This window comes from Citrobacter sp. RHBSTW-00887, from assembly GCF_013728095.1.
Lineage (GTDB): Bacteria > Pseudomonadota > Gammaproteobacteria > Enterobacterales > Enterobacteriaceae > Citrobacter > Citrobacter braakii.
The window spans coordinates 2,153,014-2,168,241 of sequence record NZ_CP056267.1 but is presented as its reverse complement, the minus strand read 5'-3'; the positions used below and the strand labels follow the sequence as shown (position 1 = coordinate 2,168,241).

General features: G+C 52.6%; 16 protein-coding genes. 3 read left to right on the top strand and 13 right to left on the bottom strand.

Annotated elements, in window-relative coordinates; genetic code table 11:
- Positions 1–34: 34 nt before the first annotated feature.
- Together HV314_RS10260 and HV314_RS10255 are read right to left on the bottom strand one after the other, a co-directional pair.
- Complete coding sequence (locus HV314_RS10260; RefSeq protein WP_181547963.1) at positions 35–646, bottom strand: TIR domain-containing protein; 612 nt, start codon at positions 644–646, stop codon at positions 35–37.
- A complete protein-coding gene (locus HV314_RS10255) occupies positions 646–1,374 on the bottom strand; it encodes a hypothetical protein (RefSeq protein ID WP_181547962.1) in 729 nt (242 codons plus the stop codon). The genes HV314_RS10260 and HV314_RS10255 overlap by 1 nt, the downstream gene beginning before the upstream one ends.
- Before the next feature lie 740 nt (positions 1,375–2,114).
- Between HV314_RS10255 and HV314_RS10250 the strand changes: the two genes are divergently transcribed.
- The 3 genes from HV314_RS10250 to HV314_RS10240 are packed head-to-tail and all read left to right on the top strand — an operon-like array spanning position 2,115 to position 5,521.
- A complete protein-coding gene (locus HV314_RS10250) occupies positions 2,115–3,152 on the top strand; it encodes an extracellular solute-binding protein (RefSeq protein ID WP_181547961.1) in 1,038 nt (345 codons plus the stop codon).
- Positions 3,136–4,824 carry an ABC transporter permease gene (locus HV314_RS10245; protein ID WP_181547960.1) on the top strand — a complete coding sequence of 563 codons (1,689 nt, stop codon included), beginning with the start codon at positions 3,136–3,138 and terminating at the stop codon, positions 4,822–4,824. Before HV314_RS10250 ends, HV314_RS10245 begins: the two co-directional genes overlap by 17 nt.
- A 10-nt stretch (positions 4,825–4,834) precedes the next feature.
- Positions 4,835–5,521 carry an ABC transporter ATP-binding protein gene (locus tag HV314_RS10240; RefSeq protein WP_181547959.1) on the top strand — a complete coding sequence of 229 codons (687 nt, stop codon included), beginning with the start codon at positions 4,835–4,837 and terminating at the stop codon, positions 5,519–5,521.
- A gap of 23 nt (positions 5,522–5,544) precedes the next feature.
- On the opposite strand, the gene ldtA is transcribed toward HV314_RS10240, so the two are convergent.
- The 11 genes from ldtA to cbiK form a co-directional block, all read right to left on the bottom strand.
- The gene (ldtA, locus tag HV314_RS10235) at positions 5,545–6,474 is read right to left on the bottom strand and encodes a L,D-transpeptidase (RefSeq protein WP_181547958.1); all 930 of its coding nucleotides are present in this window, start codon (positions 6,472–6,474) and stop codon (positions 5,545–5,547) included.
- An 850-nt stretch (positions 6,475–7,324) separates the two neighbouring features.
- On the bottom strand, positions 7,325–8,389 hold the full coding sequence (gene cobT, locus HV314_RS10230; RefSeq protein WP_016156857.1) for a nicotinate-nucleotide--dimethylbenzimidazole phosphoribosyltransferase: 1,065 nt from the start codon (positions 8,387–8,389) through the stop codon (positions 7,325–7,327).
- A gap of 24 nt (positions 8,390–8,413) precedes the next feature.
- Positions 8,414–9,157, bottom strand: coding sequence for an adenosylcobinamide-GDP ribazoletransferase (gene cobS, locus HV314_RS10225; RefSeq protein ID WP_019077089.1), 744 nt, complete (start codon positions 9,155–9,157; stop codon positions 8,414–8,416).
- Positions 9,154–9,699 (bottom strand): bifunctional adenosylcobinamide kinase/adenosylcobinamide-phosphate guanylyltransferase, encoded by a 546-nt coding sequence (gene cobU, locus HV314_RS10220; RefSeq protein ID WP_016156859.1) that lies wholly within the window; start codon positions 9,697–9,699, stop codon positions 9,154–9,156. Before cobU ends, cobS begins: the two co-directional genes overlap by 4 nt.
- On the bottom strand, positions 9,696–11,216 hold the full coding sequence (locus tag HV314_RS10215) for a cobyric acid synthase (RefSeq protein WP_049270773.1): 1,521 nt from the start codon (positions 11,214–11,216) through the stop codon (positions 9,696–9,698). The genes cobU and HV314_RS10215 overlap by 4 nt, the downstream gene beginning before the upstream one ends.
- The gene (locus HV314_RS10210) at positions 11,213–12,028 is read right to left on the bottom strand and encodes an energy-coupling factor ABC transporter ATP-binding protein (RefSeq protein ID WP_016153514.1); all 816 of its coding nucleotides are present in this window, start codon (positions 12,026–12,028) and stop codon (positions 11,213–11,215) included. Before HV314_RS10210 ends, HV314_RS10215 begins: the two co-directional genes overlap by 4 nt.
- An 8-nt stretch (positions 12,029–12,036) precedes the next feature.
- Complete coding sequence (locus tag HV314_RS10205; RefSeq protein ID WP_181547957.1) at positions 12,037–12,714, bottom strand: energy-coupling factor ABC transporter transmembrane protein; 678 nt, start codon at positions 12,712–12,714, stop codon at positions 12,037–12,039.
- Positions 12,701–12,982: an energy-coupling factor ABC transporter substrate-binding protein gene (locus HV314_RS10200; protein ID WP_047499033.1), complete on the bottom strand. Its 282-nt coding sequence runs from the start codon at positions 12,980–12,982 to the stop codon at positions 12,701–12,703. The genes HV314_RS10205 and HV314_RS10200 overlap by 14 nt, the downstream gene beginning before the upstream one ends.
- A gap of 2 nt (positions 12,983–12,984) precedes the next feature.
- Positions 12,985–13,722, bottom strand: coding sequence for a cobalt ECF transporter S component CbiM (gene cbiM, locus HV314_RS10195; RefSeq protein ID WP_016153516.1), 738 nt, complete (start codon positions 13,720–13,722; stop codon positions 12,985–12,987).
- Positions 13,719–14,432 carry a cobalt-factor II C(20)-methyltransferase gene (locus HV314_RS10190; RefSeq protein ID WP_016156863.1) on the bottom strand — a complete coding sequence of 238 codons (714 nt, stop codon included), beginning with the start codon at positions 14,430–14,432 and terminating at the stop codon, positions 13,719–13,721. Before HV314_RS10190 ends, cbiM begins: the two co-directional genes overlap by 4 nt.
- Positions 14,429–15,223, bottom strand: coding sequence for a sirohydrochlorin cobaltochelatase (cbiK, locus tag HV314_RS10185; RefSeq protein ID WP_046275696.1), 795 nt, complete (start codon positions 15,221–15,223; stop codon positions 14,429–14,431). The genes HV314_RS10190 and cbiK overlap by 4 nt, the downstream gene beginning before the upstream one ends.
- Between the last annotated feature and the right edge of the window lie 5 nt (positions 15,224–15,228).

Here is a 15,228-nt window from a genome sequence, read left to right as displayed (position 1 = left end):
ACCTTAATTTTATCTTGGCGTAAAAATCATCTCATCACCATAGTAAATTAGTTCTTATAGCAGGAACATCAGCGGGATTTTTCTTTTCTGCAGGTTCCATAATATTTCTTTTATCAAATGCCTGGTTAATATAAAATTCACTATTCCCTATAAAATCTGAATACTTAACCAGGGAGCAATAAACATCCATATCATCATAGTGGGGGACGAGTTTTGAAAAACTATGATTTTTTTTAATTAACCAAGGGAGATAATGTTCATAACCCCAATCAATGGTTCTAATTCCAATCCCGCAATTGCAAGAGGTATCACTACACACACCCGAGCTAAACACGCTCGAATATATTTCATCTCGAATTACCCCGATTAATCCACCAGGATTCTCCCCCCATAAAGATGCTTGAATTTCTGAGTTAACAAAAGGTCTGCTGGCAGTTTCTGTACCTATGAGTACTACTGTTACGGTAGAGTCACCAAGATAGTCCTCCCGAATTTTCCGCATAATGTAATCTTCACTGACATTAGTGCTGATATCCCCGTCACTGACGGACTTGTCAATAAATGACGCACCAGCAAATGCTTCAATGATTCCGTTCTTCAAATCCTGTTCGTTTGCATGATGATAACTCAGAAAAGTTTTATGCATTACTCATCCCACTTAGCAATATCGATGTTAAATACAACACTAACTTCCTCACAGAAGAATTTATTAATGCATTCAAAATCAGCCATCAACTGGCTGAAATGATAATAATGAGTCTGGATTACTCCAATCGGTGTTAAATGATAAATCAAAGAAACATTTTCACCGTTAGAATCTTTATCCCTCGTCAATACAATATCGTTTGTTGAGATGTACTTATGCCAACGCCTGTAATTATTCTGATGTTTGGTAAGCAGTTGATTCAGTTTTTTTAGCATTTTATTAGATATACCATACAACTCCATATCTCTTTTCCGCTTAACATCCAGCACTCTTATTTCAACACGAATAAAATTATAGATATCATATAAAGAGTTAAAAACCTCTTCAAATGAATCAAAATGTGGATCAATTTTGAACACACTTCTTTTAGTATCAAGGAAATTGCGAACAGATCTTTTATATAGCAAGTCAGAACTATCAAATAAAACATTTAACCCACCGAAAGTTAATTTTTCTAACTTTAATGAGTATTTTTTCTCTAAAATACCGAAAAACAAAAATATAGTAATCAATGATAATATTAGAATTGAAAGGAGCGCTTTTACAAAATCAAAATTTGATATGATGTTTTTGATAAACCACCATTGTGAGGCCGGTAAAAAAGAGAAGCACCCCATCAAAATAATTACCATCAAAATAATTCCGAATAGTAACAATCCCCTAACCATAAGCGAATCCTTATGAAACAATTTCAATCAAGTTGCATTTTTATCAACAGACATTGAAAATTTTATTCATAATTATCAATGAATTATAACCCAATAACGCAACTATTTGTTTATGCTCAGTGACCACTATACCCTGATTCGGATTTCTCCGAAATCCTTAAGGATACTAGTTTCACTTCTCTCAGCCAGACTAAAAATTTAGATATATCTGGTGAACTGCATTGGGGTTTTCTCTAGACAAAGCAGTGGATATCTTCATCAACCAGCTGTCTGTTGCGATCGTAGCAGATCACTAAAACATAATGCTCAGGCAGAGTACCGATTGTATCCTTATCCACCCCAATGGGCATTGCTTCTTCTTACAAGCGCATACATTTCTTAGAGGGGGTCATAATGGTGGTCTTGACAGAAAGAGTATTCAGGTTTAGCTTATTTATTAGCCAGTTACTGGCAAAGGCGATCCCAGTCAGAGGAGCCAAATTTAAGAAGCCCGCTTAAGGAAACTTAAGCGGGCTTTTTGCTTTTAACGTCTGTGTAAAAGCTGCCTCTATAAGCGCTCAGTCTGCCATAACTCCCCATTCCATGCCGCATCACATCGTTGATTAAAGTTGTGTAAATGTAAATCGTTTAAACTTTGCAATTATTGTAAGTGCTAGTGATTATCATTTATTGTACGCGAGCCAAAAGAACGAGCCCCGACTCGGTTCACTGTATGTTCCAATTACTCTGGGATAAAAACGATGAATGCTCTGACTCGCACCGGATTGCGCCGTATCACGCTTGCCTCTGCCCTCCTCTTCTCTGTCAGCCTGCCGGCTTTCGCTCAGGAAACGTTAACGCTTTACACCACCCGTGAACCGGGCCTGATCCAGCCTTTACTTGATAGCTGGACTAAAACCAGCGGTATCAAAGTAAGTACGGTCTATATCAAAGACGGTATGCTGGAGCGTGTTAAGGCTGAAGGCAAAAACTCCCCTGCCGACCTGCTGATGACCGTCGATGCCGGAAATCTCATCGATTTAGTTGAAGCCGGCGTCACCCAGCCGGTAGAGTCAGAAGCGCTGAAAGCCGCCATTCCGGCGAATCTGCGCGGTGCGGATAATCAGTGGTTTGCGCTTTCTATGCGCGCCCGCGTACTGTATGCCGAGAAGTCGCTGCCAATCGATAACTGGCATTACGAACAGCTCGCCAGCCCAGAATACAAAGGTAAAGTTTGTATTCGTTCCGGTCAGCACCCCTACAACACGGCGCTGATCGCCGCGATGATTGCCCATCATGGTGAAGCTAAAACCGAAGAATGGCTACGCGGTGTCAAGGCTAACCTGGCGCGTAAAGCCACCGGCGGCGATCGCGATGTTGCCCGCGATATCCTCGGTGGAATTTGTGATATTGGTCTGGCCAACTCCTATTATGTCGGCCATATGAAAAACGCCAAAGAAGGCAGCGATGCTCGTCAGTGGGGCGATGCCATTAAAGTCGTTAAACCAACATTTGAGAATGGCGGTACGCACGTCAACATCAGCGGCGCTGCCGTTGCCCGCTATGCGCCAAATAAAGCCGATGCCGTTAAGCTGATGGAATATCTGGTTTCCGCGCCTGCCCAGCAGCAGTATGCGAAAGCGAACTTTGAATATCCAGTACTGAAAGGCGTAATGCTTGACTCGGTCATTAGCGCCACAATCGGTGAAATCGACGTCGATAAAACACCGCTCACCGAGATCGTGAAGTATCGTAAACAAGCTAGTTTGCTGGTAGATAAAGTTGGATTCGATCAATAAATCGCTGCAGTTTCCGACGTTACGCGGCCTGATTTCCGGGCCGCAGTCATTATTAACGCCGTTGCATCTTGGCGCATTGTGCGTCGCGCTTGGCGTCCTGACCCCCATCGTTGCGCTGATCTGGCAGGCCACCCAGGCTGATTTATCCCACTGGGATAATCTTATGACATATGTACTGCCTTCAGCGCTAAAAAACACCGTGCTGTTGCTAGCGGGTGTTGCGATAATGGTTGGCGTCATTGGCGTAGGCAGCGCATGGGCGGTAACGGCATGGGATTTCCCTGGGCGAAAAATTCTCAGTTGGGCGCTGCTGTTGCCGCTGGCAATGCCGACCTACATCGTTGCCTTTGCATGGCTCGATCTGCTGCATCCGATTGGCCCGTTGCAAACCTTTATCCGTTTCTTACTGGGCTTTGACAGTCCGCGACAGTTCCGCCTGCCCGATTTACGTTCCCTTTCCGGCGCAATAATTTTGCTCGGATTAGTACTTTATCCTTACGTGTACCTGACAACCCGCGCCATGTTTATCAGCCAGCCGGCCCATCTGTTGGAAGCAGCGCGTACGCTGGGATGCAGCGCGACCGGGACCTTTTTTCGTGTTGCTCTCCCCATGGCACGCCCGGCACTGGCCGTCGGGATCAGTCTGGCGCTGCTGGAGACGCTTAACGATATTGGCGCGTCGGAATTTCTCGGGGTACAGACGTTAACCGTTACCGTATACACCACGTGGATCTCTCGCTCTGATTTATCTGCCGCAGCGCAAATCGCCTGCATGATGCTGATGTTTATATTCTTTATTCTGACGCTGGAATTTTATGGCCGCAGAAAACAGGGATTCAGCAGCCGTAGCCTGCGGGAAATTCAACCCACCCGCGTGCAAGGCTGGCGTGGCTGGCTACTCGGTATCGTTATTTCGCTGCCAGTTGTGCTGGGCTTTCTGGCCCCGGTGCTGTTTTTAATCTGGGAAAGCGCCAAACGTATAGGTGACGAGAGCCCTATATCCTCCTCGTTACTGGCTGCATTACAAAATACGTTATCACTGGCCGCGGGAACCACGTTGGTGGTGGTTTGCGTCAGTATGTTGGTGGCCTGGAGCGCGCGGCATAGCGCCGCAGATAACGCGATGCCAGGATTTCGCCGTGGTGTAATGCGTCTGGCTTCTTTAGGCTACGCGGTTCCCGGTACAATTCTGGCGATTGGTTTTTTAACCCCCGCCATGGCAGTCGACCGCTGGCTGGCAGATTTACTGGATGTTCGCGGCCTGCCGCTGATGTCTGCGGGGATCCTGCTGGTAATTTGTTGTGCCATGCGTTTCCAGGCGATTGCTATCGGCGCACTGGATTCCGGCCTGGGCCGCATTCCTCCTTCGCTGGAGCAGGCTTCTCGTCTGTTGGGTGAGAATGGTGCGGGCACATTTGCACGGGTTCATTTCCCATTGCTGCGCCCGGCGTTAGTGAGTAGCGCCCTGCTGGTTTTTGCCGATGCCATGAAAGAACTGCCAACAACGTTGCTGTTGCGCCCGGTAAACTTTGAAACGCTGGCAACGTTGCTGTATGCGGAAGCCGCCCGTGGAACCTATGAAGAAGGTGCTATCGCCGCGCTAATGATTGTTTTAGCTGGCACGCTACCGGTTATTTTGTTGGTACGTCACCAGATGACTCGCCGTGGTTAAGAGAGTAACAATGTCAGAAATTGCATTACGACTCCAGGATGTGCACGTTGCCTACGGCAACAGCCAGCAATCGGTGCTGAGCGGGTTTTCAATGTCGGTACGTAAAGGAGAGATCGCCTGCCTACTGGGCGCTTCAGGTTGCGGAAAAACCACAGTGTTACGCGCAGTTGCCGGATTTGAACGGTTGCGAAGCGGAGAGATCTATGTGTCGCAGCGCCGCGTTGCCGGTTCCGGTGTTCATCTGCCGCCGGAAAAACGGCATGTCGGCATGGTCTTTCAGGAATATGCGTTATTCCCTCACCTGACCGCGCAACAAAACGTGGCCTTTGGGTTACGACGTATGCCGCGTGAGCAGCAGCAGGTCCGGGTGGCGGAGCTGTTAAAAATGGTGGAGTTGCACAGTCATGCCGACCGTTATCCGCATGAACTGTCCGGCGGTCAACAGCAGCGTATCGCTCTTGCGCGCGCGCTGGCGCCACATCCGGAAATCCTGCTGCTCGATGAGCCTTTCTCCAGCCTTGATAAGCGCACGCGTGAGCGTCTTGGCAACGAGGTACGGGATATTTTGCGTGCCGCCGGGCAAACGGCACTGCTGGTTACACACAGCGAACACGAGGCGCAGCTAATGGCAGACCATATTGGCGTGGTAAAAATGGGGCAGTATCAAATTAAAAAAGCGACCCACCACCCAGACTAAAGGTCACAGGGTCGCCTTGAATATTAGTAATGGGTCTGAATCAGACTGATATTCACCGGCATGCCGGAGCGTCTTTCCAGTGCCTGATTTCCGCGACTCATATCCACGCCATTCCCGCTGATGAAGGTGCGCAGCGCGGGGGTGACTGGCAAGGAAACTTTTCTGTCAGACTCGTATTCCGACCGGTTTCGTGACAGTGGTTCATGCACTTCCACCCAGCGACTACCGTCAGGCTCTACGCTGTATTTCACCGGTCGGTCTATCAGTTGCACACGCGTCCCTACCGGTACGGTATCAAACAGATATTTAATGTCGTCATTACGCAAACGGATACACCCCTGACTTACCCGCAGACCAATACCGAAATTCGCATTTGTGCCATGAATGGCATAAAGCCTGCCGATATAAATCGCATACAGTCCCATCGGGTTATCTGGCCCGGCAGGAACAAACGCCGGCAGGCTTTCCCCACGCGCTGCGTATTCGCGCCGGGTATTCGGCGTAGGCGTCCAGCTTGGTGCTTCCTGCTTACGTTCTACCGCCGTCACCCAGTTACGCGGCGTTTCTCTGCCCGCCTGGCCAATGCCAATGGGTAAAACCTCAACCGTATTGCTGCCAGCGGGATAATAGTAAAGGCGCATTTCTGCGACGTTGATTACGATCCCCTCGCGTACAGTATCCGGTAATATCAGTTGCTGTGGCACAACCAGCGTAGAGCCAGGCTTAGGCAGAAAAACATCCACGCCGGGATTGGCCTCCAGCATATTGCTCAACCCCTGTCCGTACTGCGCGGCAAAAGCTTCCAACGGCTGAGTGTTTCCTGAAGGTACCGTAATGGTCAAAGGGCTCCCCACCAGGCGACTGCCTTCAGGCGGGAGTGGATAACTCACCGCCTGCGCGCTCTGACTCACGAGCAGCATAATGAGTGAACAAAGCAGTTTTACACGACGCATCTTTTTCCTTTCCTTCGCCGCAGCAGATATCCGTTAATTATAGCTTTTATTATCTGTTTTAGTGGGTTACGCCTAAAATCCGCATAAAAAAGCCGCCTGAGGCTAATGCAGTTCAGTTAACGCCTCTGTATCAGAAAGCATCACCTGTGTTGGCAGAAGTTATGAATATGCTATCTCACGGTAAGGGTTCCGTTCACCTCATGTGCATCGTTTCTCTGAAACACCGATTCCTGTGAACGTGTAAAGGGCGTTCTCCGCCACGCCCTTTACAATCCCGGCTCCCGGCGGGAAAATTGCCGCTCCGCGGTCCCCTCCGTTTATTCCTCCAGGCTACCGGGCCGGGCGCGAGGTAGCATCCCTGCAAAACGCGCCCTGAACCCGCATCCCTGCGGGTTCTCCCTGCCTTACGGAAACACGTCGGCAATTTTCAGCCGGACCAGCCCACACCTGACCCCTGCGTTTTTTATCTGAACAGCAAAACAGAGTTAGCTGGAAGTCAGTGCGTTGCAGCGATGACCTCGTTCCGGCTGAAAATCGATGAGGCGTTGACGGCTGACCGGGTCTGCCCGCAGGGATGCGGGCAGAGGGGGCGGCCTGCAGGGACGCAGGCCCGGCCCCGACCCGAAGGCAGACGGCATAAGACGAATGAATCGCGCAGCGACGATTTTCCCGCCGGGAGCCAGGGATGCAAGGGAGGCGGCGGTGAGCCTCCCTTGCGCGTTCACAGGTATAACGTTATCAGAGAAGCAACGCACATAAGGTGAACGAAACTGATTCAAAGCAAAACATTTCCATACAGGCTTAACTGAACGGTATTGCACCATGGGGCGAAGTTCAGCGTGGCCGAAAACTATGCTTCCTTACCATCCGGAAGCACAATGTTGCTGGCGGCAAGCTGCCCCATGTTGTTGTACATTGCACAGGCGGCTTCAACAATCGGCATCGCCAGCGCGGCCCCGCTGCCTTCGCCCAAACGCATCCCCATATTGAGATACGGCTCCAGTTCAAGATGCGCCAGCGCGGTGCGAGCCCCCTTCTCGGCGGAGAAATGTGACGGGATCAGGTAAGGTTTAATCTGCGGCGCAATCTGGCAGGCCGCCAGCGCAGCGGAATAAGAGAGAAAACCGTCCAGCACGACCGGCAGGCCGCAGGAGGCCGCCCCCAACATCACACCCGCCATGCCGACCAGATCAAACCCGCCTACCTTAGCCAGCACATCGATACCGTCATTGCGATCCGGTTGATTGACGGCAATTGCTCGCCGCACAACATCGACTTTATTGCCTACTCTTGAAAGCGGCAGGTTAGCGCCGATACCCACCACATCCTCGGCATCGCTGCCGGTCAGCACGCTGACGATTGCCGCCGCTGGTGTCGTATTTGCCATACCAAGTTCACCGACGCCAAACAGCGTTACGCCATCTTTGGCCAGCTCATGGGTATAGCGGATAACCTCCAGCAGCAGCTCCTCGGCCTGCGAACGACTCATTGCCGGGCCTTGTGCAATATTGCCGCAGCCGCGCGCCACACGCATATTCACCACGCCAGGGATAAGCTCAGCATCGATGCCGACATCAATCACATGTACCTTTGCCCCCGCCTGAGCGGCCAGCACACAAACGCCTGTCGTCCCACGCGTCATATTAGCAGCCTGAATAGCCGTGACGATTTTAGGCGAAACGGCAACCCCTTCATCCCATACACCGTGATCGGCGCACATCACCAGCATCGCTTTGCCATTCACATGCGGTACGCCCTTCAGACCCGGCATTCCGGCCAGTTGCACGGCGAGCGACTCGAGTCGACCAAGACTTCCTGGCGGTTTAAGCAAGCCATCGACATGCTGCTGTGCACGCAGCATCGCAGCACTATCAGGTGAAGGGATTGCGTGGAGTAAAGAGGTTAAAGTCTGCATAAGGGTTCCAGTATGTTGGCTGACTCAGAGCAGAGCCAGCAGGAAAATCAACTCGCCAAGTTCAATGGCTGCGCCCAGCGTATCGCCGGTCTGCCCACCCAACGTGCGTTTTAATAACTGCCCAAGAATAAAAATCGCCACTATCGTAACAACCAGCGCCGCCACGCCGCGCATGCCAGGAAGAAGCACGGCAGCCAGGATCGCCGCAAATCCCAACGTGACGCAGGTTTGACGCCCGGTGACTTTACCGATAAAGACATTGCCCAGCCCTTCTTCGCGGGCGTAGCGATGTCGATACATCAGCAAAACAGCGGTACCCCGCCCGGCGACACAAGCGGCTGCAAGCGCCGCCAGCATCGGTGTACCCCGCAAAGCCAGTTCGCTCACCACCAGCACTTTTGCCAACAACACGAAAATTAACGCCAGTCCACCGTGAGTCCCCAGGCGGCTGTCACGCATGATTTCCAGCATCCGCTCGCGTCGACGGGCCGAAAAAATACCGTCACAGGTATCCGCCAGACCGTCGAGATGAAATCCCCCGGTCAATAACGCCAGCGTGAGGACTGCAAACAGGGCCGCCAACGGCACCCCACACCAGGGCTGCAGCGCCATAAAGACCAGCCCCGTCAACCCTCCCAGCACCACGCCAATTAGCGGGAACATCACAATGCCACGCGAATAGTGCTCGAAATCCAGTCCTTGCGACCAGCGAGCAGGAACGGGCAAGCGACTAATAAAAGAGAGCATTGCCCAGAACAACTTACTCATTTAATTTTGACTCCAATTCCTGATACCACCAGCCAGACCTCATCAGCCGCCGCCGCCAGTCGCTGGTTCACGCGTCCTGCAATATCGCGAAAATGCCGTGCCAGACGGTTCTCCGGAACAATCCCCATTCCGACTTCGTTAGTGACCAGCACAACCTTCGCCGGACAACGCTGACAGGCCGCAATCAGCGAACGAATTTCATCCTCAATAGATTGCTCCATCGCCGCGTAATCCCAGCTATCCGGGTCGCTATCACCGCCCAGCGCAAACAGCAGGTTGGTCACCATCGTGGTGATGCACTCCAGCAGAATGGCTTCTTGTGGATCGTTTGCTGCCGTAATCAGTTCATCGAGATGTTGCCAGCGTTCGGCTGTACGCCAGTGCGCAGGACGTCCGTCACGATGATGCTGAATTCGCGCAGCCATCTCCTCATCAAAAATCTGCGAAGTCGCGATATACAAAACGTTTGGAGAATCTGCGATCAGCGCTTCCGCATGCCGACTCTTGCCGCTTCGCGCGCCGCCAGTCACCAGAATCATCATACTGGCTCCCGGTGTTGCTGCATGATGGTATAAATTTTCTCAATATCGATGTGTTGCCGCATCGCATCCGCCAGCAGATCAAACTGCTGCGATTTATATTGCGCGTAATGGAAGGTGGAATCCAGCGGCGCTAACCCTTTACGTTCTCGCAGGCCATTAACCAGCGCACGGGTAAATTCATCGCTGTCGAACAGACCGTGAAGATAGGTGCCGAACGCCAGGCCATCGGCAGTGACCGCGCCATCAGCCACGTTACCGCCGTCTTTACGCAGCGTCATCACCGACCGGCATTCTTCAGTTAATGCCGTTTCGCCCATATGAATTTCATAACCGCGAACGGATAATCCCGCGGTACCCGCCAGCCAGTCCGGCAGCGAGGAGGACATTTGTCCTTCAACCAGGGTCGTGGTTTTGTGCTGGGCAAAATGCGTTACGGTATCGAGCAAGCCCAGACCCGGCAACGTACCGAGTCCTGACTCAACTTCATCAATGATGGTTTCGCCGAGCATTTGATAGCCACCGCAAATCCCCACTACGGGTACGTTATTACGATGTAATTGCACCACGCCATGCGCCATCCCGCTTTCACGCAGCCACACCAGATCGCCCAGGGTGTTTTTGCTGCCGGGCAGAATCACCAGATCGGCCCCCGCCAACTCTTCAGGCTGGCGAACATAGCGCACGCGCACATCCGGCTGTGCGGCAAGCGCATTGAAATCAGTAAAGTTAGAAATGTGTGGTATCTGAACAACGGCGATGTCGATGTCGCGTTTGTCTGTGCGCAAATATTTGCCCTTTTGCAGCGCAACGCCATCTTCATCTTCCAGATCAACGTCCAGCCATGGCATGACGCCCAGGACCGGAACGCCGGTCAGCGCTTCAATTTGCTCAATCCCGGAATACAGCAACGCCACATCACCGCGAAACTTATTGATGATCACCCCTTTTACCCTGGCGCGTTCATGGTCGTGCAGTAGCGCCAGCGTGCCGTAAATGGAGGCAAACACCCCGCCGCGGTCGATATCCGCCACCAGAACGACAGGGCACTGCGCCATTTCAGCCATACCCATATTGACGATATCGCGATCGCGCAGGTTAATCTCAGCCGGGCTTCCCGCCCCTTCCAGTACCAGCACATCGAATTCCTGCGCCAGACTGTTATAAACAGACAGGATTTGATCCCGTAGTTTCGGTTTGTACTCGTGGTAGCTCACCGCATCCATATCGGTTGCCACTTTGCCCATCAGTACAACCTGCGCTTTACGATCGCTGGTCGGCTTAAGCAGCACCGGATTCATACGCACATCTGGCGTAATACCGGCGGCCTCAGCCTGAAAAATTTGCGCGCGGCCCATCTCTTTGCCCTCTGGCGTAATGCCAGAGTTCAGCGCCATGTTCTGCGATTTGAACGGTGCGGTACGCAGTCCATCCTGATAAAAAATTCGACACAGACCGGCGACCAACACGCTTTTACCTACATCAGATGCCGTTCCCTGCAACATTATTGCCTGCGTCATGACGCCTCCTTCAGTGCGTTCTCTCGCATACAGCTAAAAAATTCAGCCTCTGTTTTACACAGCGGGAAGCCCAGCTCGGTATGCAGCTTCACCAGCCAGGGCTGAGTTAATCCCGCTTGTTCAATAAGATCCGTCCGGGCAAACACATCACCCGGCGAGCCGTGCGTTAGCACTTCACCCCGGCGTAAAACGTACACTGCATCGCTGACTTCATAGATAAGATCGATATCATGGCTGGAGATAACCACGTGGTTTCCTTGCGCTACGATGCGTTTGATTATCTCAATCATCTGCGTGCGGCCTGATGGGTCAAGGCCCGCAGTAGGTTCATCCAGTAGCAAATACTGCGCCTGCAACACCAACGCCCCGGCAATCGCCACACGTTTTTTCTGCCCGTGACTTAAACACTGAATTGGCTGATGGCGAAAATGCTGGGCATCAACCAGCGTGAGCGCATCATCCACCCGGCGGGAGATTTCAGTCTCATCCACCCCAAGGTTGCGCAGGCTGAAGGCAATATCGCTGTCGATATCGGTATAAAAAATTTGCTGGTCGGGATCCTGAAATACGGTTGCCACCTGCTGACGCAGCGCCAGCAGGCCGCGCTTGCTGTAATCCAGCGGTTTGCCTTGCCACATCACCGCGCCTTCCTGCGGGCGCAGCAAACCACTCAGGTTCATAAACAGCGTGGATTTCCCGCAGCCATTAGCACCGACCAGCCCGGTGACGGCATGCGTTGAAAAGTCCAGCGTTAGCCCTTTGAGGATCGGGTCATCCTGATAGCGAAACCAAAGCGCTGAAGTGGCAAGCATACTTTTCCTTACAGGTGAAAATCACCCTGATACAGTTTGATATCCAGTGTGGTGGTCATTTGCTGGTAGCGGATCAACACGCGGGTAAACAGCAATCCCACCAGCATCGCCAGCGAGCGATAGCCCAACGGCAAGCTACGATAACCAAAACGTAGCGTTTGTGCGCGATGAATAGCCAGCGCCTCGTCTAACAGGATAAAAATAAAGCGCCAGGTTAGCAGGATCTGCTCAGTGAGCAGGCGAGGAACGTGCGCGCGTTTGAGTAAGATAATCAATTGCGGAAACGGCAGATTCAGTACCAGCCAGAACGTCGCAGCCAGCGCAGCCAGGCTGCGCCAAAAGGTTTCATTGGCGGTGACAAGCCCTGGCGCGCTAACGCCTAACCAATAGCTTCCAACGGGGATGCAGGCCAGCAGCGTCTGCGGATCGCGGCTAAAACTAAACAGAATGGTCACGACACCGACCGTCAGAAAACCAAACGGTAATGCCATCCAGCGACACCAGCGCCAGAAGGAAATGCGCAGCAGCCAGCAGCTCAGCGCGGCAATCAGTAACAGCTCAATACCCTGCCCCAACGGGGGCAGAGTAAACGCCAGAATCATCATCATCAGCCAGAGCAAAAATTTCCGCACGGGTGAGACATGAAACCAGCGGCTTTGGTAGCTAAGCCTGTCAAACCCGGTCATCACGGCGTTGCCTGCCCTTGGTGTAACCCAGAATGTAGAAAATCACGGCTGCGCCCAGCGATCCCTGAAGCGTAAACAGCAGGCTTTCAATCTCACCGCTTGCCGGTTCATACAACGGCTGGAACCACGGCTCATAATGTGGGGCAATTGCCTGAATCTGACTCTCCGCCTCACCGTCTGAGCCACCGTACTCTCCACCATGGTTGATAAAGAACGGCAGGATCACCAGCGCCACTACCATCCCTAACAAAATCAGCGTCTTTTTCATCGTTAATGTCCTTGAGCGGTAATCAACTGCCGTTTGGTTAACTGGTCATAAATCATTACGGTGAGCAGACCTTCCGCTATCGCAATTGGGATCTGCGTCAGACAGAAAATCCCCATGAACTTGATGATTGAACCCGTAGCACCGGCGGATGGGTCCGGGAACGCCACGCCCAGTTGCACCGAGGTCACGAAATAGGTGACGAGATCCGCCAGCATCGCGCACAGGAAGACGCAAACATCACGACGCAACCCCGCACGGCAGGCCATTTTCCACACCATGTAACCCACCACCGGGCCAATCACCGCCATCGACATGCCGTTAGCGCCAAGCGTTGTCAAACCACCGTGCGCCAGTAACAGCGCCTGGAACAGCAGGACGATTGCCCCAAGGATTGCCACCACGCCCGGTCCAAACAGGATAACCGCCAGGCCTACCCCGGTAGGGTGCGAGCAACTTCCGGTAACAGAAGGAATTTTCAGCGCCGACAGCACAAAAATAAACGCGCCGCACAGAGCCAGTAACACTTTTTGGTGACTATCTTCCTGCACGATTTGGCGCAGCCGCACCAGCCCGTACCACAGGCACGGTAAAAACAGCAGCCACCAGGCCAGCGCCCACATCGGCGGCAAAAAACCTTCCATTATGTGCATGGCGAACGCTTGTTCAGGAACAACCATCAGTAATAGCGCCGCAGCCAACCCGCTGAAAGACAGCTGTTTTAGCTGTTGTTCAAGCTTCATTGTGCATACTCCCACTGTTTATTGACCAGAATGGTCGAGAAATAAGGCAGCGGCTGATCGTCGCTCACCTCATCGAGATGACGCCAGCACTGTTCACCCGGCAGCGTGGCTTCAGACATCATCAATGCGCAGCCCAACAAACCCTCTTGTTGCAGCAGCGCTTTGATGCGCGCAAAACGACCGTATACCTTCATCAGCACCAGACTGTCATGCTGCTTTAACGCCTGCTGGATTTCCGCTTCCGGCGCGGTACAGGAGACCACGGCCAGTGACTGTTGCTCCATGGCGAGCGGCGTTTTTGACCGCGCGGCAATCGCAGCGAAAGAGGTCACGCCCGGGACGATTTCTAACCAGTCAGGACAGCCAATACGCTGGAGTAAAAAAACCCAGGTGCTGAACAGCATGGCGTCGCCGAGTGTAATAAAGCCCACCTGCTTACCCGCTTCGACTTCCTGAACCAGCGCGGCCGCAACGTCATCCCATACCGCCTCTTTTTCGGCGCTGTCAGCACTCATAGGAAAATGGCAGCAGCGAACTTCGGTCTGCTCGCCGATATATTCACGTACGATCGACAGCGCCAGACTGTCGCCACCTTTACGCCCGGCAGGCGCATAGAGAATATCCAGCGTACCCAGCGTGCGTGCGGCCCGCACGGTGATAAGATCGGAAGCGCCAGGCCCGGTGCTTAATGCGTACAGTTTTCCGCTCATGCTGCTTCCTCCAGCGCCACATTAAGCGCCTGTTGTAAATGCGCCACGAACATAGCGCGAACCGCCGGATTCTCACCCAGACCACTGAGCCACGGCGTAGCCGGTATCCCGGCCGCATTGAACAATGTTTTCCAGGAATCTTCTTCGTCAGAGGCCATATCATTGATGGCATGATCGCCAGCAACTAACATGAGCGGCATCAGATGCACCGCCGTCACCCCTTCCTGAGACAAACTTTCAATCAGCACATCGACTTCCGGGTAACTTTCCACCGCCCCAACCCGCGCCGGGTAGCGCTGTGCTGTCATCATATGGTCGAGGCAGGCATAGGCGGCAAAGGCATGATGGCTGGCACCGTGTCCCATAAACACCACTTTTTCATTTTCGCCAAGCACCGGCATCTGCTGTTGCAGCGCCAGCATCAGCTGGGCGTAATCGTCATGGCTGCTCAGCAGCGGAACACCCAGCGTCAGGCGAGAAAAAAGCGGGCGCATGCTTTGCACTTCGCGGACAATTTTTTCGTATTCATCACCGTTGATAATGTGCAACGACTGAATAGCCACGTCCTGATACCCCTGCTCCGCCAGCTTTTGCAGCGCCTGCAGCGGCGTGTCGATCTCAATGCCGTCGCGCTGCTTGAGCTTGCGGATAATCATCCCGGAGGTAAACGCCCGGAACAGGTCGCGGTCAGGGCAACTGGCTGCGAGATCGCGCTCGCAAGCCACAATATTTTTCTCACAGGTGTCGTGATAGCTGGTGCCAAAGCTGACCACCAGAAGCGCCTTTTTCATCTCTA